Origin of the sequence: Enterococcus sp. AZ079, assembly GCF_050547255.1 — a bacterium.
In the GTDB taxonomy this organism is placed as follows: Bacteria; Bacillota; Bacilli; order Lactobacillales; family Enterococcaceae; genus Enterococcus_D; species Enterococcus_D casseliflavus.
In genome coordinates, this window is sequence record NZ_CP172955.1 from 1111102 (window position 1) to 1131636 (window position 20535).

Sequence of the window (20535 nt, forward strand, 5' to 3'; positions counted from 1 at the left end):
GATAAACTGATAATAAAAGGGGCCCAAAGCACAATCATGAACAAGGAATGTTTAAGCAAACAAGAACTGATGAAACAGTTGGGACAATTTACACCAGCTGAAAAAAAAGAGATTCGTGAGTACTTGCAACGGAAAAATCCATTGCTTTTTCGTAAATTTGAGCGAATGAAACACGATCTTTACCGCTTGGAATCACGGCGTGTCCAATGCGAAATTGAAAATAACGAAAAGGAGTTAGATCTTTTAAACGATAAGATCCTTTTGAAAAAAGAAGATTTTCTTGAGCTGTTATTAGCTATTCGAAAGAAAAGAGGGTAATGGATGGAATTTATTGAACTCGTCATTATCATTGCAATTCTCGTCACGTTATCAAATGTGGCGAGCAAAATATTACCCTCGGTACCGATCTTTTTTATTCAAATCATCTTAGGAATTTTACTAGGTTTAACAGAAATGGGACAGGAAATCGCTTTTGAACCGGAAATGTTTTTAGTAATGATCATTGGACCATTGCTGTTTCGTGAAGGAGAACGAGCAGATGTACCTGAAATCCTCAAAAACAGCAAGATCGTATTGTTTTTGGCTTTTGGCGGCGTTTTAATGACACTGTTTGCTGTCGGCGGAACGCTCCATTGGTTGATGCCCACGATTCCTCTGGCTGCTTGTTTCGCTTTTGGTGCTGCGTTAGGACCAACTGATGCAGTGGCAGTCTCCTCATTAGCAAAACGTTTGAAAATTTCCAAAAACATTATGCACATTCTGGAAGGCGAGGGCTTACTGAACGATGCTTCAGGGGTTACCGCATTGCAGTTTGCTATCGTAGCTTTGACCACCGGGAGCTTTTCAGCAGCCAACGCAGGGTTCCAGCTCCTATTCTCTAGTATCGGCGGCGGGCTTGTCGGTTACTTGATCGTGTGGCTGAAACGCCGAATTTTGCGCTTTATTGAAAAAATCTCGGCACAAGATGTCACAGTATACTTATTGATTGAACTGCTCTTGCCATTTGCAGCCTATTTGCTGGCAGAAATGATTGGCGTCTCAGGGATTATCGCAGCAGTTGTGGCAGGTGTAGCCCAAGCCCAAAGAAAACGCCGGATCTCATTGTTTGATGCAGAGCTGGCGAACATTTCAGAAAGTACTTGGTCGACCATTGTCTTTACATTGAATGCATTGGTGTTTCTTTTTCTAGGAATCGAGTTGTCACAAGTATTTTCACCAATCTGGGAGAGCAATAATTATGCAAACTGGCATCTAGTGATTACGATTTTGGTGATCACGGCGGTGATCTTCCTTGTTCGTTTTCTCTTTTTGTTGTTTTACTATTGGTTTTTACAGTCAAAAAAACAAGTATCAATGAATCAAGTCGCCTTGTTGACTTTTGGCGGAGTCAAGGGAACAGTCAGTTTGGCAGCCATCTTTATTTTGCCTGTGATGGTGCATGATGCACCCTTTCATGAAAGAGGCTTGCTTCTGTTTTTGACCGCTTGTGTGATCTTACTGACATTGATCATCAGCGTGATGGTCTTGCCATACTTGGCAGATGGGGAAGCTGCCGAAAGCGTCGACTTCAATCACTTGCTGATCTTAGAAGACGTCATCGAACAATTGGAAGCAGAAGAAAAGCAAGAACTCTCGGATAAAGGCCGTTTAGCGATCGATGCTGTCATCAATTCCTATGAAAATCGGCGCTGGGAGTTGTATCGCAATAGTTTGACTGATTCAGAAAAACAAGAAATCCAAGAAATTCAAGGATTGATCCTATCGATCGAACAAGACGGCTTGGATGAAGCTTATCGAAATGGGAAAGTCAGCTTAAATGGCTACCGTTTTTATTCACGGTTTATTTCTCAGCAACAGCATTCCCTCGCAAAACAAATTCTCTCATTCTTTAGTTTTTGGCTCTTCTTTATTCAGCGATTTATCCGTATTTTGATTCATCCTCGCTTGTTTTTACAGCGACAGCAGCAGCTAAAAGCTGCCTTGAAGCAACGAGACATTTCTGAAGTACAAAAAATTTACTTAAAGAACAGTGAATATATTTTTCATAGTTTGAGCAATTTAGAAGATGTCTATGATTCCTCGCTGATCAATTTCTTTATTCGTCAACGAGAAATGAGCATCAAACGATTTGAACACAGCAATTTCATTGAAACGATCATGATCGAGCAAGACCCGATTTTTGTTAAGAAAGTCCTTTGGGGCTATTACCTTGAGCGCAAGACGATCGATGAATATGAAGTGGCGGAAAAAATCTCAACGATTTCTGCAAATGAATACCGACGCAATGTCAATCTGTTAGAATCGTATGCGATGTCTCGAGCAGAAGAACAGCCGAAGCAGCGAATGTTTCGCCGATAATACGTCTCAAGAGGCGCACAACTTGAGGCACGTTTTATGGAGTGTCTTCGTCAGGTTATTCCTAAAAGATGATCAACAGCGATGATCAGAAGGAGTAGACTGACGAAGGCATTCTTTTTTTACAAAAATTGATTTTTTTCTCTCATCGTTTCCGCTGATGAAATGTGGTACAATGAGCGAAGAAAAAACTCAGGAGGGATTCTGTGAAAGAATTAAAAGTAAGTGAATTAACCAAAACATATGGTGAAAAAACACTGTTTGATCAGCTTTCTTTTCTGATACATGAAAAAGATCGAATCGGTTTGATCGGTGTCAATGGCACGGGTAAATCGAGTTTGTTACGGATCTTGGCCGGTTTGGATCGCGGTGATGGCGATCGCCAAACGGTATTTGCCGCCCAAGATTATCGCATCGGTTTCTTGACTCAAGACAATCAGTTACAAGAAGAATTATCTGTTGTAGATGCTGTTTTTCAAGGCACCAGTCCGCTGATTCGCGTTGTTCGTGACTATGAAAAAGCGCTGATTGCCTTAGAGAATAATGGCTTGGATCAACAAACGCAACGGAATTATCAGTTGGCAGAAGAAGCGATGAATAAAGCCGATGCTTGGAATACAGATACAACTGCCAAGATCATTTTACAAAAACTTGGGATCAATGAGTTAGAAAAAAAGGTCAGTGAATTATCTGGAGGTCAAAAGAAACGAGTAGCTATGGCTCAAGTATTGATCGATGAACCAGACCTGTTGTTATTGGATGAACCGACTAACCACTTAGATTATGATGCGATTCAATGGTTGGAAGGCTATCTAAAAAATTATCGGGGTGCATTATTGATGGTGACCCATGATCGCTACTTTTTGGATCGAGTCGTTAATCGGATCTTTGAATTGTCCTTTGGTAAGCTACATGAATATCAGGGCAATTACGAGACGTATCTTCATGCTCGAGCAGAAAGAGAACGTGTGGAGGAGACGCAAGAAGACAAGCGCAAGCAGTTGTACAAACATGAGTTGGCTTGGATTCGCACTGGTGCGAAGGCCCGTACAACGAAACAACAGGCCCGGATCGATCGTTTCGATGATTTAAAAGAAAACCTACATCAAGTAAAACGGAACGGCGAAGTGGCCATCGATGTTGCTACGACACGCTTAGGCAAACAAGTCTTAGAGCTAAAAGATGCGAGTTATCAGATTGAAAACAAAACGATTTTGTCTCACTTTGATTTGTTGATTCAATCAAGAGAACGCTTAGGGATCACAGGAGAAAACGGAGCGGGTAAATCAACGTTGCTCAATATTTTAGCTGGACGCCTGCCTTTAGAAGAAGGAGAGCGTACGATGGGCGTGACTGTGAAAATGGCTTATTATACGCAAACGATTGAAGCGATGAACCCTGATCAGCGAATGATTGCTTATTTGCAAGAAGCGGCCGAGGAAGTGCAAAAAGTGGATGGCTCCCAAGTCAGTGTCGCAGAAATGCTGGAACAGTTTTTGTTTCCGCGATCCATGCATGGCACCAAGATCGGCAAGCTGTCTGGCGGGGAAAAACGACGACTATTTTTACTCAAGCTATTGATTGGACAGCCAAATGTTCTCTTGTTAGATGAACCGACCAACGATTTGGATATTGATACCTTGACGATTTTGGAAAGTTATTTGGAAACATTTCCAGGTGCAGTCATCACGGTTTCCCATGACCGCTACTTTTTAGATAAAGTTGCCCAAAAATTGCTGATCTTCGAAGGAAATGGCAGGATTACGTCCTACTTTGGTTCCATCAATGAATATCTAGCAGCCAACACCAATAAAGCTAGTTCGAGTGTACTAGAGGCAAAAGAAACAAAAACCGATTCACTTTCTGCTGAAAGTGAGGCGTCTGCTGCAGCGCCTGTCAAAAAGAAACTGAGTTATATGGAACAAAAAGAGTGGGCGACGATTGAAGATGATATCGCGGCATTAGAAGAAAAAGCAGCCGCTTTGACCGAAGAAATGAATCATCAAGGCGCGGACTTTACTAAGCTGCAAAAATTACAGCAAGAAATCAGCGAGGTTGAAACGCAACTGGCAGAAAAAATGGATCGTTGGGAATATTTGAGCGAATTTGTGTAGAGTAAAGGAGAGAACGATGGAACAAGCATATTTAGATCTAGGAAGAAAAATATTAGCAGAAGGCAATGATAAAAGTGATCGTACAGGAACGGGAACACGCAGTGTCTTTGGTCATCAAATGCGTTTTGATCTGTCCCAAGGCTTTCCTTTGCTGACAACAAAAAGAGTTCCTTTTGGCTTGATCAAGAGCGAATTATTGTGGTTTCTAAAGGGAGATACCAATATCCGCTACCTGCTGGAACATAATAACCACATTTGGGATGAATGGGCGTTTGAACGCTACATTAAAAGTGATGCTTATACAGGTCCTGATATGACAGACTTTGGTCGCCGTTCATTAGTGGATGAAGCTTTCAATGAACAGTATCAACATGAGTTGAAACTATTTTGTGAAAAAATCTTAGCCGATGATGCTTTCGCTGAAACTTTCGGCGATTTGGGCCATGTATATGGGTATCAATGGCGGCATTGGGAAAAAAGTACGGGCGGGTTTATCGATCAAATCAAAGAAGTGATCGACATGATCAAAACGACGCCGGATTCTCGCCGTCTGATCGTCTCCGCATGGAATCCTGAAGATGTACCGACGATGGCGTTGCCACCTTGTCACACAATGTTTCAATTTTATGTTCATGAGGGTCGCTTAAGCTGTCAGCTGTATCAACGCAGTGCCGATGTCTTTTTAGGCGTTCCCTTCAATATTGCTAGTTATGCGCTATTAACGCACCTGATTGCTCATGAAACTGGATTAGAAGTCGGGGATTTTGTCCATACATTAGGCGATGCTCATCTGTACAGCAATCATATGGAACAGATGAAGGAACAGTTGACTCGTTCGGTACGTCCGGCGCCAACCTTACAGTTAAATCCTGAAAAACAGTCGATTTTTGATTTTGAAATGGAAGATATTACCTTGGCAGGGTATGATCCGCATCCAACGATCAAAGCACCGATCGCAGTTTAAGTGGTTGTTTGGGTTTCATTTCATAAAGAAAGGAATGAGGCGTAATGGTAAATACCCACAAGCGAGGCTTTGCGGCGACCTTTCATCAGAGACATGCTGGATCGATTAATGCATCGCTCATTGAGCAAGTCATCGATTTCTTGCTTCAGCACTATGATGCAGTTTGGCTATCCGTATCCGAAGAAACAGTGCCAGAGCTAAAGGAAGCCATTCGATCAAATCAGCAGTGTACTGCCATTTTTATACCAGCAAAAGGAGCAGCGGATGCCCGCAGAAGGCTTGTTTTTGCTGCCCAGCACCACCTGCCAGCTCTGGATTCGCTGCATATTTGTGATTTTGATCGCGTAGTGACGTGGATTCAGACCTATCCAGAAGAACTAGTGGCTATAAGCAAAAAGCCTTTACCTGCGAATACGTATTGTATCCTAGGACGAACTGCAAGGGCGTTTGCGAGTCATCCGCAAACGTGGCAAAGAACGGAGCGCTTGATCAACGAGATCGCTGCTGACTTCTTTCAAATAGAAGACATTGATGTCGCAGCTGGCAGTGCTCTCTTTCCTATCTCCCTGATACCGACCTTGCTGAAAAACAACAACGCGCGTTTAAATGATGGGGAATGGCCGCGAAATGTCCAAAGAAGCGGCGGCACAATTGTTTACCAAGCCTGTGATGGCTTGCGCTTTGAGGAGCGCAACAAAGATCCATTTGAGCATGAATCAGCTTTTCAGCTGATGCGGCGGCTGCAGGTTGCTGCTATTATTTCGGAATCATTTTATACAGAAGGGATGTAATTTTTATGTTGATCGCACTTTGGGCACAAGATCAAAAGGGGTTGATCGGAGCGGATGGTACACTGCCGTGGCATTTGCCGAATGATTTGAAATTTTTTAAAGAGCAAACCATCAATAATACGATTATAATGGGGCGCAAAACCTTTGAAGGCATGGGAAAAAGATTACTGCCACAGCGTACGACGATCGTTTTGACGAGTGATCGGGATTATCAAGCCAACGGCGCCTTAGTGATGCATGACCGTGAGGAAATTTTGGCGTATGTGAAGCAGCAAGAGCATCCCGTTTTCTTAACTGGTGGAGCAGGTGTTTTTGAAGCGATGATTGACGATTGCGATCAATTGTACCGTACAGTGATCGCTGCGGAATTTAACGGAGATGTGTATTTCCCAGAGATTGATTGGACGCAATGGAAACTTGATCATGTGATCGATGGGATCGTCGATGAAAAGAACCATTATCCCCATCAATTTGAATTTTATCGTAGAAAATAAAAGAACAGGAAGCTTTCTGCAGCGAAAGTTTCCTGTTCTTTTTTTTGTAAGCAGTGCTTCATTTTTAGGTATACAACAAGACGGAAAAGTACATCAATCCAGCACCTAACATAACGAATAAGTGCCAAACCACATGCATGAACCGAACGGATTTTAAACTATAGAATAGCGCACCTACAGTATAAGAAACACCACCGCTTGCTAGTAAAAATGTTCCCCAGTAGCCTAAATGTTCGATCAGAGGTTTAAAGGCAATAACACATAACCAGCCCATGATGATGTAGATCAGGGTGGAGATTTTTGAGACGGTCTCTTTTTTATGAAGAGTCAGTGACTTATAAACGATGCCGCTAATTGCTAGTAGCCAAATCAAGACAAAGAGTGACCAGCCAAGCCAGCCTTGGATACTAAGCAAGCAAAAAGGTGTATAACTTCCAGCAATCAGCAAGAAAATGGAGGCATGATCAAAGACTTGGAAGACCTTTTTTGCTTTGGTAAAAATCAAACTGTGAAATAAGGTAGAAAAGAGGAAGAGCAAAATCATCATCGATCCATAAATGGCATAGGAAACGATGTGGATAGGTGACCCTAGATTTGCCCCCTTGATTAAGAGAATGACCAGTCCTGCGATACTCAGTCCTAATCCGATCCCGTGGGTTACTGCATTTAATACTTCATTGACGATCAAATATCTGCGACTAAACTTCATGTGCTGCATTCGGCACCGTCCTTTCGAATCGAAATTAGATGAAAAAAAATTTTCTCTCTGTTATACTTAGTATAAATGGTCTGTGGTTATTTTACCACGAAAAAAGACTTGATTTAAAGAGAGAGTGAATATATGATGGCAAATCTTAAAATTGTGACAGATTCTTCCAGTACGATGGAACCAAGTGTCCGTGATGCTTTGGCTATCCATGTCGTGCCTTTATCTGTAATGATCGATGGTGTCGTTTATCCAGATGATGAAACGCTGCCGGGAGAAAAATTTATGCAAATGATGGCGCAAGCCAAAGAATTACCTAAAACTAGCCAGCCGCCGATCGGTCATTTTGTAGAACTGTATGATGAATTAGGCAAAGATGGCAGTGAAATACTATCGATCCATATGACCAAAGGTCTTAGCGGAACCGTGGAAGCGGCTCGTCAAGCCAGTCATTTATCAAAAGCCAAAGTCACCGTGATCGATAGCGATACGACAGACCAAGCGTTGGCTTTTCAAGTGATTCGGGCAGCAGAATTGGCTAAAGCCGGTAAGACACTAGAAGAAGTATTACCAGAAGTGGATTTGGTGCGTGAGCATACGAAATTATTTATCGGCGTTTCAACGTTAGAAAACTTAGTAAAAGGTGGTCGTATCAGTCGTGCCAAAGGTCTTTTATCGAGTTTGCTGAACATGAAAGTGATCATGGATTTTGATCATTCAGAACTGATTCCAGTCGTCAAAGGACGCGGTGTCAAGACCTTCAATAAATGGTTTGAGGAATTAAAAGCAGAATTGAAGAATATGCCAAAAGTGACGAAAATTGGTATTTCTCATGCAGAAGGGTTAGAAATCACGGAACGTTTCCAAAAAGAACTAGCAGAATTGTTCCCTGACTTGGAGTTCCCATTGCTTCATACAACACCGATCATCGCCACTCATACAGGTAGAGGTGCGTTTGCGATCACTTACAGTACGGAATAAAAAGGTGCTTCCTTTCAGCGATTCGTTTGACGACGAATCGCTTTTTGGTGTATGAAAAGCTGAAAGGAAGAATAAGCAGAATGAAGCTGCGATTCTTTGTCTACTCAAAGAGTAGGGAGCTATCTTCTTTCTTAAGTTTGAAGGATTGCGACTAGGAATTTTATGAGAATTTTGTTAAAATAGCAAAGATTACAAAGGAGTTTGAATACCTGTGAAATGGAAGAAATTAGTAACTTATTTGATCGTTGTGGGACTGATAGCCGTTGGAACAGGTGTGCTGTTTCATCTAGCTGTTCCCAAAGCGCAACCACTGCTGACCCCTGTGGACAAGCTAGCAGCCAATGATTCGAAAAAATCCGCCATTGAATACCTCGCGCTTGGGGATTCATTGACAGAAGGTGTTGGGGATGAAACAGCTCGGGGCGGCTTTGTGCCTATTTTGGCAGGAGATCTAGAGGACCGCTATGATCTGAGCAATTTAGTAACCAAAAATTATGGGGTCGCTGGTGAACGAAGCGACCAGATTTTAAAACGAGTCAAAAATGATGAAGACTTGCGCCAAGACCTTAGTCAAGCGGACCTGATTACTTTGACCGTCGGCGGAAATGACGTCTTAAAAGTGATCCAAAGCAATTTCTTCGGGCTGAGTATCGAGACGTTTACGGAACCGATGGCAGAATATAATGAACGCTTAAAAGACTTGTTTGCTCAAATCCGCGATTTGAATAGTGATGCACCAATCTATGTCTTGGGCATCTACAATCCATTTTATCTGAACTTTCCAGAGATCACCGACATGCAGACGATCATTGATAACTGGAATAAACAGACGGAAACGTTCGTCAATCAGCAAGAAAATGCCTTTTTTATTCCTATCAACGATTTGCTCTATAAAGGGTTAAGTGATGAGGTCGGTATTGCGGATACAGAAGAAGACGCAACTGAGGAAACAACACAAACAACCGACACTGGGAGTTTACCTGAGTCATCGGCGCCAAATGCTGATGAGACACAAAGCAGCACGTCGGCGACTACCGACTCATCGCAAGCTGTCGGGAATAATATCACCAACAATGTTTTGTATGAAGGCGATCGCTTCCATCCCAATAATCTTGGGTATCAACTGATGGCAAATGCCGTTCGCGATGAAGTGATCAAAACACAAAACTATTGGTTGCTAGAGGAGGAAGCAAAATGAAACCAAGCGAATCAACGAAGCAGCCGGAAAAAACAGCTGCAAGCACTAAAAAATCGATCAACTACTGGAAAATTGCTTTTCTAGTTCTGGTCGGCATCCTTTTGGGGACAACGGTTTTCTTTGCTTCAAGAATTTTTCAGCAGCGAGAAACTGGCTTAAATGAAAGTGCTGAACTTGTTCAACGGGAGGGCAGTCCTGTTCTGACCGTTAACAGCAACAAAAGCCAAGTCAATCAATTGATTGATTTTTATCTATCTGATTTTCAAAAGGATCAAGAGGTAAAATATAATTTTGAGCTGAGAAACGAAGCACTCTTAACAGGCGAGTTTCAAGTATTAGGGTTTCCTATCACGTTTTATCTCTATTTTGATCCTTATGTGACAGAAGAAGGCAATGTCCAATTAAAAGCCAAAAGTTTATCGATTGGCACCTTGGATTTGCCCACCAGTGAAGTAATGAAAATGATCAAACGTAGTTTTAAATTTCCCGAATGGATCGATGTCAATGCCGATGAACAAATTATACTGATACGATTGGATCAATTCCGCATGCAAAACGGATTGTTCATCAAGGCAAACAAAATCAATCTTGTAGATGATGAAATTCAAATGAGCTTATATTTACCAGCTGAAACGGAGGATGAATAATGGAACGAGCAATTTTTGCAGGTGGGTGTTTCTGGTGTATGATCCAGCCCTTTGATGAACTCGAAGGGGTGCATTCGATTTTTTCTGGCTATACCGCAGGACATACCGAAAATCCAACCTATGAAGAAGTCAAAAGCCATCAAACAGGGCATACTGAAGCAGTAGAAATCATTTTCGACCCAGAAAAAATCAGTTATGAGGAGCTCTTGACGATTTATTGGCAGCAAACAGATCCAACCGATGCTTTTGGCCAATTTGAAGATCGCGGCGACAATTATCGTCCGGCTATCTTCTATTTTAATGAAGAGCAGCGGAAAAAAGCCGAAGCCAGCAAAGAGGCGCTTCAGGCTTCCGGTCGATTTACCGATCCGATCGTGACCACGATCGAACCAGCCCAACCTTTTTATTTAGCGGAAGAAGAGCACCAAGAGTATTATAAAAAGAATCCTGAGAATTTTGCTCGCAATCATGCCCGTAGAGCAGCCTTTTTAGAAAATCATTGGGAGCAAGAACATGCGTAAAAGTTTTTATAGCTATTTAATGGCAGTCAAAGGACCGAGTCATACAGATGAGGCCCAGATCTTTGCTACTCATGCAAGTCATGATATCCAGTTTCCGAAGCACAGCGATGACTATGATGAAGTCTCTTCTTATCTGGAACTAAATGTTGATTATTTGCCATCCATGGATATTTTTGATCGTATCTGGGCAGAGTATCTCGAAAATAACAAATAAAAACGTCCTTCGTTTTGCCTGCACAAATGCTCAGAACGAAGTTGTTTTTTCTCAGAGAGGTGTTGTGAATGAAAAATGTAACGACAAGCCGATATATCGTTTCTCTTGTCTGTGTCGCGATTTTGTCGGGAGGCGGTGTCTATTTATGGCAAACAGCCCAGCAAAATCAGCAGACGACACAGCCGGCGACAGAAACGACGACAGAAGCCAGCGGGATGGAGAAAATCCAGTCGTTGTATGACCAGATCCTTGCGAATTATTACCAAGAAGTCGATGAGGATGCATTGATTGAGGGTGCTCTTCAAGGGATGACCGATGCGCTTGACGATCCTTACACGACGTATCTAAACCAATCAGATGCGGATAACTTGGATCAGTCCCTCTCAGGAAGTTTTGAAGGGATCGGTGCTACTTTGTCGATCGTGGAAGACTATCCCGAGGTCGCACAAGCGCCAATCAAAAACACCCCTGCAGAAAAAAGTGGTCTGCGCATGAATGATCGAATCGTCAAAGTCGATGGGGAAGATACGCAAGGACAGGAATTGTCTGAAGTCGTGAGTAAGATTCGAGGGGAAAAAGGCACGCAGGTGACCTTAACGATTCAGCGTGGAGCAGATACCTTTGATGTGGAAATCACTCGGGACGTGATCCCAATCGAAACGGTCCATGGTGAACTGGTTGAAAATGATGATACGATCGGTCGAATTGATATTACCTCCTTTGCCGAAAACACAGCAGCTGAGTTGAAAGAAACGATCACCGAGTTGCGGGAAGACGGTGCGAAATCGTTTGTTCTTGATCTAAGACAAAATCCTGGTGGATTGCTGGATCAAGTCCAGATCATGGCAAGTATGTTTTTAGAAAATGGTCAAACGATCGTGAAGTTTGCTAACAATCAAGGGGTTGTCAGTGAGACCAAAGCGAGCGAAGCATTGGATGAAGGATTCAAAGTCACAGAGCCAGTCGTTGTTTTAGTCGACGGCGGCAGTGCCTCCGCAGCTGAGATTTTTGCTGCAGCCTTGCAAGAATCAGCGAATATCCCAGTCGTTGGTACGGAAACCTTTGGTAAGGGGACCGTTCAAAATGTGAAAGATCTGGGGGATAATAGTGAATTAAAAATGACGGTCATGAAATGGCTGACACCAAATGAAAATTGGGTCAACGATCAAGGTGTGATGCCGGACTATGAAGAGGATTATCCAGAATATGCGTATTTCCCGCCATTACCTCGTGATAATGCCTTAAAAGCTGGACAATCGTCAACGGCTGTCAACAATTTGAATCAATTTCTTAAAGCGTTAGGGTATGCCACGAGCAGCGATACCTTCAATGACGAGACGACTGCAGCTGTGAAAGCCTTCCAAGAAGCTCATGACCTAAAGGCAACTAGTGAAGTCGATGCCGATACTGCCCAAGCAATTGAAAAAGAAGTAGCAGAAAAACTCAAAGCAGAGGACCCAGCGTACTTAAAAGCACTGTCCTTGCTTTCAGAAAAATAAGTAAGGAAAAAATCGGAGAGGAGGTAGATTTGTGAATGCCAAGAAACAGTGGATCGATCGTTTTTGGCTAGTTGTGAAATATGCCTTGATCGCCTTTGCAACAGCCTTCTTGATTCGGGCATTTTTACTGATTCCGGTTCCTGTTGAAGGGAACTCCATGGAAGGAACGTTGCAACAAGGAGATATGGTAGTCATCGAAAAGATTTCACCGATCCAGCGTTTTGATGTCGTTGTTTTCCAGCTGCCAGATGGTTCGACCTATATCAAGCGGGTGATTGGCTTGCCGGGTGAGTCGGTGAAATATGTCAATGATCAGCTTTACATTGATGATGAACCGGTAGATGAAGATTTTCTAGTGAAAAACCGCAGCAACGATCATGAGTCTGCCTCTTATACCAATGATTTTGATTTGGAATCTTTATTGGGCGTTGAGAAATTAGGCAAAGACAGTTATTTTGTCATTGGTGATAATCGACGTGCCTCTAAAGATAGCCGCTCCTTTGGTCCTATATCAGGCGATGCGATTTTAGGCAATGCCCGCTTTGTTTATTATCCATTGACTCATATTCGGCTGATTTAGACTGAGAAAAATAGAATGTTCCTAACTAAACATCCCCCCTTGGAATCATCTGTTGATTCCAAGGGGGGATTTTGTATAGCAATGATCCTTTTTCAAAAGGATGTGGTTTGTATCGAGAAAAGGGTGGACTTAGGCGCTATTGGCAGTTATTCTTTTTATTTTTTCATTAAAAGCAGCCAAAAGTTTCTGACACAAATTCGTTTCAAAATCACGGTAACGGCAAAAATCAATGATCGCCGTGTTTTCCTCAGTTGTAAAAGGAGGTAAAAGCTGTGGGGAACTCAGAATATAAAAGTCAAAAGGTTCCTCTGTTGGCAGCGTGATCCGTTCAATTTCAACATAGGGCAATCGTTCACATATATTAAACACTTCCATTGAGACCAAGTAATTGGATACATAGACAAAAGCAACTTTAAGCTTATATTTCTGTTCCTTTTCGATGTAAATGGGGTAAAGCAAACACGCTTGATAAAAAGCAAGATCCGTATAACAGGCTTTTAACCACTCGTAGCCTTTGCGGTTTGCTATTTTACGCCAAAAGCTCTGAATCGTATTTGTCAAAATCGTATGTAATGGGTACTTATCTTTGATTATAGTAGCTTCAAAAAAATTTAAAAGAGGAACTTTTTGCTTGAATATGCAGAACTTCAGCAATGTAAGATATGTATTCATATAAAGAAACGATTGATGGTCGAAATCAAAATCACAGAGAAATTTTTGGCAGTGTGCTTCAAATTCAGCCATCAGTTCCTTTAACTCCGATTTTTCATGCTTGTAACAGTCTTGAATGATCGGAAGGCGCACGTCTGCCGCTGAAGTTAGCATTGGCCAGTAATAAAAAAGGAAAAACAAAGCATTGATCTCAAGAATATCTATAGCTGAATCAATGATTTCAAAAAACGCTGAAAAGAAATCAAGATTTTCACCACTGGGAATAAAGGACTGGTTCGTTAACTGATAAAGATTTGTCGCGTGGCCATTCTTGATACGAAATAGACAGATTTTGCAATGAAGCAAGGCTTCTTTTTTGCCAATCTCATACTTGCTTTTGTACTTAGTTCCTTCGTAAGTCACAAAAAGTTCTTCGATCTCTTGATCAAATGCCTTCGCAAAACTATCTCCTAAAGAAATGTGCCAGATAAAATTAAACAATAAGATGCGAATCACCATCTCCGAACCTGTAAGTGCCATAGCGGACTGATTTAACGTCACGTTGAATTCTTTCAAATGGTCTTGCAGCTTCTTTGTTTGCCGAAAGCAAGTCGAACGACTGATATAGTTTCTTTGGCAAAATGCCAGTAAACTTTCATCTTGATTGGTCAAGATGCTTAACAATAATTTGTAAGAAATACTTTCTTGCGCTAAAAATTGCTGATATTGGTTGTATTCAATCAAATTTTTAGGAAGATTCAGGGTGTTTTTATGTAATGAAAGATTCACTGGGGAGAGATTTTGCAAGTCGATTTGGATCGAGGAAAGTAAACTTTTCAATCGTGTTGCACTTAAGTGGGTCAGATTTTTCACGAACTCTAGGTTGTATTCACCCGGAGCAATTGATAATAGTTTTCCGTAGAGTCCGATTTTGTCTAACGCTCGGGTATCTAAGAGTATTTTTTCAATCAAATGATCACCTTCTTGTTTTATTAATAACGTATTTATATAACGGTGTAAAGACACGTCTCAAAACTTTTGCTTTTTTTTAGAAAAATTGAGACAAATTTTTCATAGAACTGTCTCATAAAGAACAAAAATAGAAATCGCAGGTGAAAAACGATAGTTTTTTTACATTATTAAATAACATATCGATAATGAATTAACTTTAAAATAACCAACTTTTTTTTCTTATGAATAACTACAGGTGTGCCAATTAGTTCTATTTTTCAGAAAATAAAAAAAAGAGGTGTCTTTTGCTTCTTTCTTGTATGATCAGCTTGTAATTTTTGATTCTTTGAAAGGAGGTCTTTTTATGTTTTTGACAAAGAGACACCACGGGTTCTCTTTCATTTTCTGTATGTTAGGGGGGATACTATTTTTCATTTATTCGAGTTTGCAAACAAACGGGACTGCAAGTGCACAAGAAGAACATACGATCACTATTGCTGAAACGAAGCAGATCAAACTGACTGGTCACCAAGAGGGCACTCAATTTTCTTTATGCTATCAGCTACCACAAAAAAACAAACAGCAGCGTCTCTGGATACAACTATACGCGATCGATGAAACGAAGGAACAGTTGTTACTAAAAACAAGCAATGAAGAGATGACTCAAGTCAAGGATGATTCCGCACAGTCTTGGCTTACAACCCAAGATTTCTTGCAAACACCAACGGAACAAGAACTAATCTTTCAGCTGCCTGAAGAAACGAAAAAGCTAAAATTGATGATTCAGATCGAAGAATATGACAAGGAAGGTGAAGAATCGTACAACCTACTGTCTTCGAATGAATCAGTTTTTGAAATCCCACTTGCCACAAATTCTGCTTCTTCAGAAACATCAGAAGTCAATTCTGGCACTGGATCCTCTTCAGAAGCCGTGAGTGAGTCGACCTCGGAGCAAGCGGCGACTGAAAGTTCAAAAGAAGTTTCGAACGAAGAAACGAAGGAAGAGACAAACGAGACAGGAACGGCGACAAGTGCTTCTGAAGAGGAAACGCTCATTGAACCATTTAAACAAGAACGTCTTTATCAAAAAACGACTGTTTCACAAACTTTTGCTTCGATTGAACCAGATTATACGACAGACCAAAGCGGGACGTATCCTGCGGCGAACTGGAAAACTGATGAGAACAGTAACGTCTTAAATCATCAGGGGAACAAGGATGCAGGCGAAACGTGGGACGGCATAACTACATGGAATGGCGATCCAGCAAATTTGACCCATTCATATATTGAATATGGTGGTGTAGGAGACGAAGCAGATTTCGGGCTACGAAAATTTGCCAAAGAGACGAATACCCCAGGACTATTTGATGTCTACCTAAATGTACGAGGGAATGTTCAACGTCAAATTGATCCCATCGATGTCGTGTTGGTAGTGGATTGGTCAGGCAGTATGAATGAGATGGGACGGATCGCAGAAGTGAAAAAAGGCGTGGATCGCTTTTTGAATCAAATTGAAGGAAGCGGCATTCAGGATAGTGTCTACATGGGCTATGTCGGTTATTCCAGTGATGGCAGCAATTATCAAAACAAAACCTGCCAATTAGGAAAATTTTCTGAAGTCAAAGAGACGATCCGATCGATGACGCCAGAAACAGCAGCTGGGGGAACCTTTACACAAAGGGGGCTACGTCAAGCAGGGGATATGCTATCGACGCAAAATGGACATAAGAAAGTCATCGTTTTGCTAACGGATGGCGTTCCTACTTACAGTTATCATGTGTCTAAAGTGCATACCCAGGCAGACGGCAGTTATTATGGAACCGCCTTTTCTCTTACTCAAGACCAGCCGATGAATACATCGTTTCTCTACAATGGCTATTTTGCGTTTGATCAACAGAACAATTATAAATGGATCAACAATACCTTTATCGCCACGATTGGTGAAGCGATGGCGTTAAAAGAACGTGGTATCGAGATTCATGGGTTGGGGATTCAACTGCAAGGAGATCAAACCGCTGGGTATACAAAGGCCGATGTCGAGAAAAAAATGAGACAGATGGTTTCTGCTGATGAAGATGGCCATCTTTATTATGAGTCAGCCAATGAAGCAGCGGATATTGCCGACTATCTCGAGAAAAAAGCCCTTCACATTTCGGCAACAGTCACCGATGGCGAGATTACTGACCCCATTTCGCAGCCATTTGTCTACGAAGAAAATAGCTTGTCCGTCAAAAGTGTCGGGTCTGCTGCTCTAACGGTGCAGCCTGACATTTCGATGTCTGACAATACAATCCATGCTTCAGGTCTTTATTTAGGCGAAGGGCAAGAACTGCAAATTCATTATCAAGTGCGGATTCAAACAGAAGCAGCGGATTTTAAACCAGATACTTGGTATCAAATGAATGGCGAAACGGTATTTTATCCGAATCATCAGTCCGATCAAAAGGCATTGTTTGGTGTGCCATCCGCCAAAGCACCTGGGAAGGAGGTGACGATCAAAAAGCACTGGGAAGAATACGATGGCGATACCTCCAGTCGTCCTGAAACGATCTATATTGAAATAAGCAGGAGTCCTGTCAGCAATGAGAAAAGCTGGCAAACAGGGTATCTCAAACTTACTGAGACCGATGCCCAAGATCAGACAACTTGGGAACGAAGCAAAGTTTACGCGCTTTCTGAAAAGGATGGGACGGAGTACGAAGAAACCCGTCTACTGCCGCTGTATAACAATCAGGGAGAAACTTTTGATTATCAAGTCACAAATGAACGAGCAGTGGCAGGTTATGAAGCAACAAAAGTGGACGCTTATACTTGGAAAAATACAAAGGCGTTTATACCCCTGGCATTAAACCTGATCAAAAAATCCGCTGTAGGAGAGGTGAAGCTGACAGGTGCCGTTTTTGAATTGACGGGGGCAGGAGAGACAGTGACCCTTGTGGATCAAGGGGATGGAACGTATGGACTGCCAGCAGATACTGCGTTGCAAAAAGAGCAGACCTATCGTTTGGAGGAAGTCACTGCACCGGCGGGACACCATTTAGCTGAGCAAACCCAGTGGCTAATTCATATTGATACGCAAGGGAATACGACGATCGATGGGCAACCCGTCACAGTGGACGATCATACGATTACGCTGGAGATCACCAATCCGTTTACAGAAATTCCAGTTGCTATTCGAAAATATACGGTACAAAAAGAGCAGCAAGTACTGTTAGCTGGGGCTGTCTTTTCTCTGCAACAAAAAACAGCAGCGGGGGATTATCAAGAAATTGCCTCAGAAACATCGAATGACGTGGGGATGGCTGAATTTACGATCCTTGAGCCGGGCGCTTATCGCATCTCAGAAACAGCTGGTCCGCTTGGATACGATACGATTGTTGGTGATTATGAGTTTGTCGTTGGTTCAGACGGAAAGATCCAGTATCAAGGGGAAAACGTCGCTGCAGATGCCAACTGTTGGACTCTTACCCATGGCAATCAGTTAAAACCTTTTGATTTGGTGGTCAATAAACAGGATGAAGTGGGACAAGCGCTTGAGGGAGCCAAATTCCGCTTAAGCGGAAACGGTCAGACGATAGAATTACCAGAATCCCAAGAATCGCTAGCGGTATTTCATTTCCATGATCTAACACCGGGTAGCTATACCTTAGAAGAAATTGTTACGCCTGCAGGCTATGCTGGTTTAACAGCACCTGTGAAAATCAGGATCGAAGAGGATGGCAGTGTCTTGATTGACGAAAAATTGCAGCCGAATCTTCTTGTTTCTGGAGAAAAGAACAATCAAATAGAATTGATCGTCACCAATCAAGTAAAAGTGTCTCTTCCTGAAACAGGAGGGAATTGGCATGGGTGGCTGGCGATTCTTTCAGCAGGTCTACTAGTCCTTTTAACAGGTAGCTATCTGTACGTTACGCGCAAAGATAAGCCTTCATTAAAGTAATTTGACCATTCGTGAAAAAACGAAAATATCAAACATAGAAGAGAGGAAAGAACAATGAAAAAGATTTTTAATCATACGAAAATGGTTTGTCTCCTATTTTTACTTCTGCCATTTGTCTTTTTTGGAACGAAAAATCAGCAAGTATCCGCAGAGAGCAATTTGGCTCAGGTCCATCTGCATAAAAAGAAAATGGTCAATTTGCCAGGTTCATTGATTCAAAATAGTGGGACTGAGATGGCAGAGTTTGATCAATACCAAGGCTTAGCCGATGTCACTTTTTCTGTCTATGATGTGACCACAGCATTTTATGAAAAACGATCTGCAGGGGCATCCGTTGAAGAAGCGAAGCGTCAAGTCCAAACCTTGACGCCTGGTTCCCCTGTAGCTAGCGGGAAAACAGATGCAGCCGGTGATTTGGTTTTTGAATTGCCGAAAAAACAAGCCGATCGGGATGCAGTTTACACCATTGTAGAAGACCCTAAAGCCGGTGTTACCACTGCTGAGAACATGGTGATCGCCTTTCCTGTTTACGAAATGATCCAACAAGCAGACGGGTCGTATGCTTACGGGGAAGAAGAATTAGACACGATTCATCTTTATCCTAAAAATACTGTCACAAATGAAGGAACGCTCCTTGTGAATAAACGAGGAACGGGGGAAAACGAACCACTGAATGATGCGGAATTTGTCATCTCAAAGCAAGAAGGAAACGCACAGACCAAGAAATATATTTTAAGTGCAGCCGATGGACTTTATACGTGGACGACTGACAAACAAGCAGCGTACCGCTTTTTAACAGGTAAACAATATGCTGCTGGAGAAACGACCATCGATGTTGATGAAAACCAAAAAGGACAGTTAAAAGTTGAGCAGTTAGAAACAGGCACCTATCAATTAGAGGAAACGAAAGCCCCAAGTCAAGCCGCTTTGATCGAACAAGAAACCATCAAGGATTTTTCGATCGCAGCAGGCAATGACGTCACGGTTGAGCTAACAGTCAAGAATGACACGACAAATGTTACCAAAACAACACCACAATTAGACGGCAAAGACGTGGAAATCGGCGAAAGAATCCAATATCACCTAACGGTTAATATCCCATTAGGTATCCAAGACAAAGTAGGAGCAGAAAACAAATACAAACATTTCCAATTGATCGATGCCCATGATCCAGCATTGACTTTTGAAAATACAGCAGAAGGAGAAACGGGTTATGCGTTGTATGATGGAGAAAAGAAAATCGACGCGACGAATTACCAAGTAACGGAAAAAGAGCATGGCTTTACGGTAACCATCAATCCAGAATTTGTACCGCAATTAACGCCGGGAAATCAATTGCGCTTTGTGTATTATATGTATTTAAATGAACAGGCTATGCCTATCAATGGCTTTAAGAATGAAGCAAATGTAGAAACAGATTTCATGACGGATCAAACGCCGCCAAGCGTGGAAGTTTTGACAGGGGGCAAACGCTTCTTAAAAGTCGATGGGGCTGTGACCGCTACCGAAGCGCTGGCAGATGCAGTTTTTGTTGTACGAGATCAAGACCGTGATGATGCCAACTACTTGAAAATCGAAGAGGGAACCAAACAGGTATCTTGGGTACAAACAGCGGATGAAGCGACGAAATTTACCACAGGTACAGATGGATTGGTTGATATCATCGGGTTGAAATTTGGCGCGTACTATTTGGAAGAAGTAAAAGCACCGAAAAATTACGTGCTGCTAACAAATCGCATCGCTTTTGAAGTCCATGAAACGTCTTATGGAACGAAAGAGCAATTGGGAGAGCCCGAAAAAGTTCCTAACCGCCGCAAAGGAACCTTACCAGCAACTGGTGGTGTCGGCACGTATTTAATGGGCGCAATCGGAGTGGTGATCGTTGGTTTAGCAGGGGGTTATTTTGTAAAACGGAAAGGGTAAGTAAAT

17 protein-coding genes are annotated in these 20535 nt (G+C 42.1%); 15 read left to right on the plus strand and 2 right to left on the minus strand.

Translation table 11 applies throughout. The annotated features are described in order from the left end of the window. Positions 1-36 precede the first annotated feature (36 nt). From IGJ15_RS05515 to IGJ15_RS05540, 6 genes are all read left to right on the plus strand, one after another. Entirely contained in the window at positions 37-318 is a 282-nt protein-coding gene (locus IGJ15_RS05515) for a hypothetical protein (RefSeq protein WP_010749375.1), read from the plus strand. Between the two features lie 3 nt (positions 319-321). Further along, positions 322-2358, plus strand: coding sequence for a cation:proton antiporter (locus tag IGJ15_RS05520; RefSeq protein ID WP_005229585.1), 2037 nt, complete (start codon positions 322-324; stop codon positions 2356-2358). Positions 2359-2561: 203 nt separating this feature from the next. Continuing rightward, positions 2562-4469 carry an ABC-F family ATP-binding cassette domain-containing protein gene (locus IGJ15_RS05525; protein WP_121260955.1) on the plus strand — a complete coding sequence of 636 codons (1908 nt, stop codon included), beginning with the start codon at positions 2562-2564 and terminating at the stop codon, positions 4467-4469. A 16-nt stretch (positions 4470-4485) separates the two neighbouring features. Next, on the plus strand, positions 4486-5433 hold the full coding sequence (locus IGJ15_RS05530) for a thymidylate synthase (RefSeq protein ID WP_010749378.1): 948 nt from the start codon (positions 4486-4488) through the stop codon (positions 5431-5433). 44 nt (positions 5434-5477) lie between these two features. Next, entirely contained in the window at positions 5478-6224 is a 747-nt protein-coding gene (locus tag IGJ15_RS05535) for a hypothetical protein (RefSeq protein ID WP_430599332.1), read from the plus strand. A gap of 5 nt (positions 6225-6229) precedes the next feature. After that, on the plus strand, positions 6230-6718 hold the full coding sequence (locus IGJ15_RS05540) for a dihydrofolate reductase (RefSeq protein WP_005229592.1): 489 nt from the start codon (positions 6230-6232) through the stop codon (positions 6716-6718). Positions 6719-6782: 64 nt separating this feature from the next. On the opposite strand, the gene trhA is transcribed toward IGJ15_RS05540, so the two are convergent. Next, entirely contained in the window at positions 6783-7436 is a 654-nt protein-coding gene (gene trhA / locus IGJ15_RS05545) for a PAQR family membrane homeostasis protein TrhA (protein ID WP_005229593.1), read from the minus strand. Positions 7437-7562: 126 nt separating this feature from the next. On the opposite strand from trhA, the gene IGJ15_RS05550 reads away from it, so the two are divergent. The 7 genes from IGJ15_RS05550 to lepB all read left to right on the plus strand — a co-directional run bounded on the left by IGJ15_RS05550 (position 7563) and on the right by lepB (position 13064). Next, positions 7563-8405 (plus strand): DegV family protein, encoded by an 843-nt coding sequence (locus IGJ15_RS05550; RefSeq protein WP_231434829.1) that lies wholly within the window; start codon positions 7563-7565, stop codon positions 8403-8405. 211 nt (positions 8406-8616) lie between these two features. Next, on the plus strand, positions 8617-9603 hold the full coding sequence (locus IGJ15_RS05555) for an SGNH/GDSL hydrolase family protein (RefSeq protein WP_121260961.1): 987 nt from the start codon (positions 8617-8619) through the stop codon (positions 9601-9603). Beyond that, entirely contained in the window at positions 9600-10250 is a 651-nt protein-coding gene (locus IGJ15_RS05560; protein ID WP_010749381.1) for a YpmS family protein, read from the plus strand. Before IGJ15_RS05555 ends, IGJ15_RS05560 begins: the two co-directional genes overlap by 4 nt. Then, the gene (msrA, locus tag IGJ15_RS05565; RefSeq protein WP_231434828.1) at positions 10250-10771 is read left to right on the plus strand and encodes a peptide-methionine (S)-S-oxide reductase MsrA; all 522 of its coding nucleotides are present in this window, start codon (positions 10250-10252) and stop codon (positions 10769-10771) included. The genes IGJ15_RS05560 and msrA overlap by 1 nt, the downstream gene beginning before the upstream one ends. Then, on the plus strand, positions 10764-10985 hold the full coding sequence (locus IGJ15_RS05570; RefSeq protein ID WP_005229600.1) for a YozE family protein: 222 nt from the start codon (positions 10764-10766) through the stop codon (positions 10983-10985). The genes msrA and IGJ15_RS05570 overlap by 8 nt, the downstream gene beginning before the upstream one ends. A 68-nt stretch (positions 10986-11053) precedes the next feature. Then, a complete protein-coding gene (locus IGJ15_RS05575) occupies positions 11054-12484 on the plus strand; it encodes a S41 family peptidase (RefSeq protein WP_430599333.1) in 1431 nt (476 codons plus the stop codon). Positions 12485-12515: 31 nt separating this feature from the next. Then, positions 12516-13064, plus strand: a complete 549-nt coding sequence (gene lepB, locus IGJ15_RS05580) for a signal peptidase I (protein WP_005229602.1) — start codon at positions 12516-12518, stop codon at positions 13062-13064. 129 nt (positions 13065-13193) lie between these two features. Here lepB and IGJ15_RS05585 read toward each other — a convergent pair whose 3' ends face one another. Then, positions 13194-14687, minus strand: a complete 1494-nt coding sequence (locus tag IGJ15_RS05585; RefSeq protein WP_430599334.1) for a helix-turn-helix domain-containing protein — start codon at positions 14685-14687, stop codon at positions 13194-13196. Between the two features lie 343 nt (positions 14688-15030). Here IGJ15_RS05585 and IGJ15_RS05590 point away from each other — a divergent pair, with 343 nt between their 5' ends. Continuing rightward, positions 15031-18606, plus strand: coding sequence for a SpaA isopeptide-forming pilin-related protein (locus IGJ15_RS05590; protein ID WP_430599335.1), 3576 nt, complete (start codon positions 15031-15033; stop codon positions 18604-18606). Positions 18607-18660: 54 nt separating this feature from the next. Then, entirely contained in the window at positions 18661-20529 is a 1869-nt protein-coding gene (locus IGJ15_RS05595; RefSeq protein WP_231434826.1) for a SpaH/EbpB family LPXTG-anchored major pilin, read from the plus strand. Positions 20530-20535 lie beyond the last annotated feature (6 nt).

Bases quoted from the DNA above. Each gene is read 5' to 3' on its own strand.
- IGJ15_RS05515 (WP_010749375.1), top strand. From the start codon at position 37: ATGAACAAGGAATGTTTAAGCAAACAAGAACTGATGAAACAGTTGGGA.
- IGJ15_RS05520 (WP_005229585.1), top strand. From the start codon at position 322: ATGGAATTTATTGAACTCGTCATTATCATTGCAATTCTCGTCACGTTA.
- IGJ15_RS05530 (WP_010749378.1), top strand. From the start codon at position 4,486: ATGGAACAAGCATATTTAGATCTAGGAAGAAAAATATTAGCAGAAGGC.
- IGJ15_RS05535 (WP_430599332.1), top strand. From the start codon at position 5,478: ATGGTAAATACCCACAAGCGAGGCTTTGCGGCGACCTTTCATCAGAGA.
- IGJ15_RS05540 (WP_005229592.1), top strand. From the start codon at position 6,230: ATGTTGATCGCACTTTGGGCACAAGATCAAAAGGGGTTGATCGGAGCG.
- trhA (WP_005229593.1), bottom strand. From the start codon at position 7,436: ATGCAGCACATGAAGTTTAGTCGCAGATATTTGATCGTCAATGAAGTA.
- IGJ15_RS05550 (WP_231434829.1), top strand. From the start codon at position 7,563: ATGGCAAATCTTAAAATTGTGACAGATTCTTCCAGTACGATGGAACCA.
- IGJ15_RS05560 (WP_010749381.1), top strand. From the start codon at position 9,600: ATGAAACCAAGCGAATCAACGAAGCAGCCGGAAAAAACAGCTGCAAGC.
- msrA (WP_231434828.1), top strand. From the start codon at position 10,250: ATGGAACGAGCAATTTTTGCAGGTGGGTGTTTCTGGTGTATGATCCAG.
- IGJ15_RS05570 (WP_005229600.1), top strand. From the start codon at position 10,764: ATGCGTAAAAGTTTTTATAGCTATTTAATGGCAGTCAAAGGACCGAGT.
- IGJ15_RS05575 (WP_430599333.1), top strand. From the start codon at position 11,054: ATGAAAAATGTAACGACAAGCCGATATATCGTTTCTCTTGTCTGTGTC.
- IGJ15_RS05590 (WP_430599335.1), top strand. From the start codon at position 15,031: ATGTTTTTGACAAAGAGACACCACGGGTTCTCTTTCATTTTCTGTATG.
- IGJ15_RS05595 (WP_231434826.1), top strand. From the start codon at position 18,661: ATGAAAAAGATTTTTAATCATACGAAAATGGTTTGTCTCCTATTTTTA.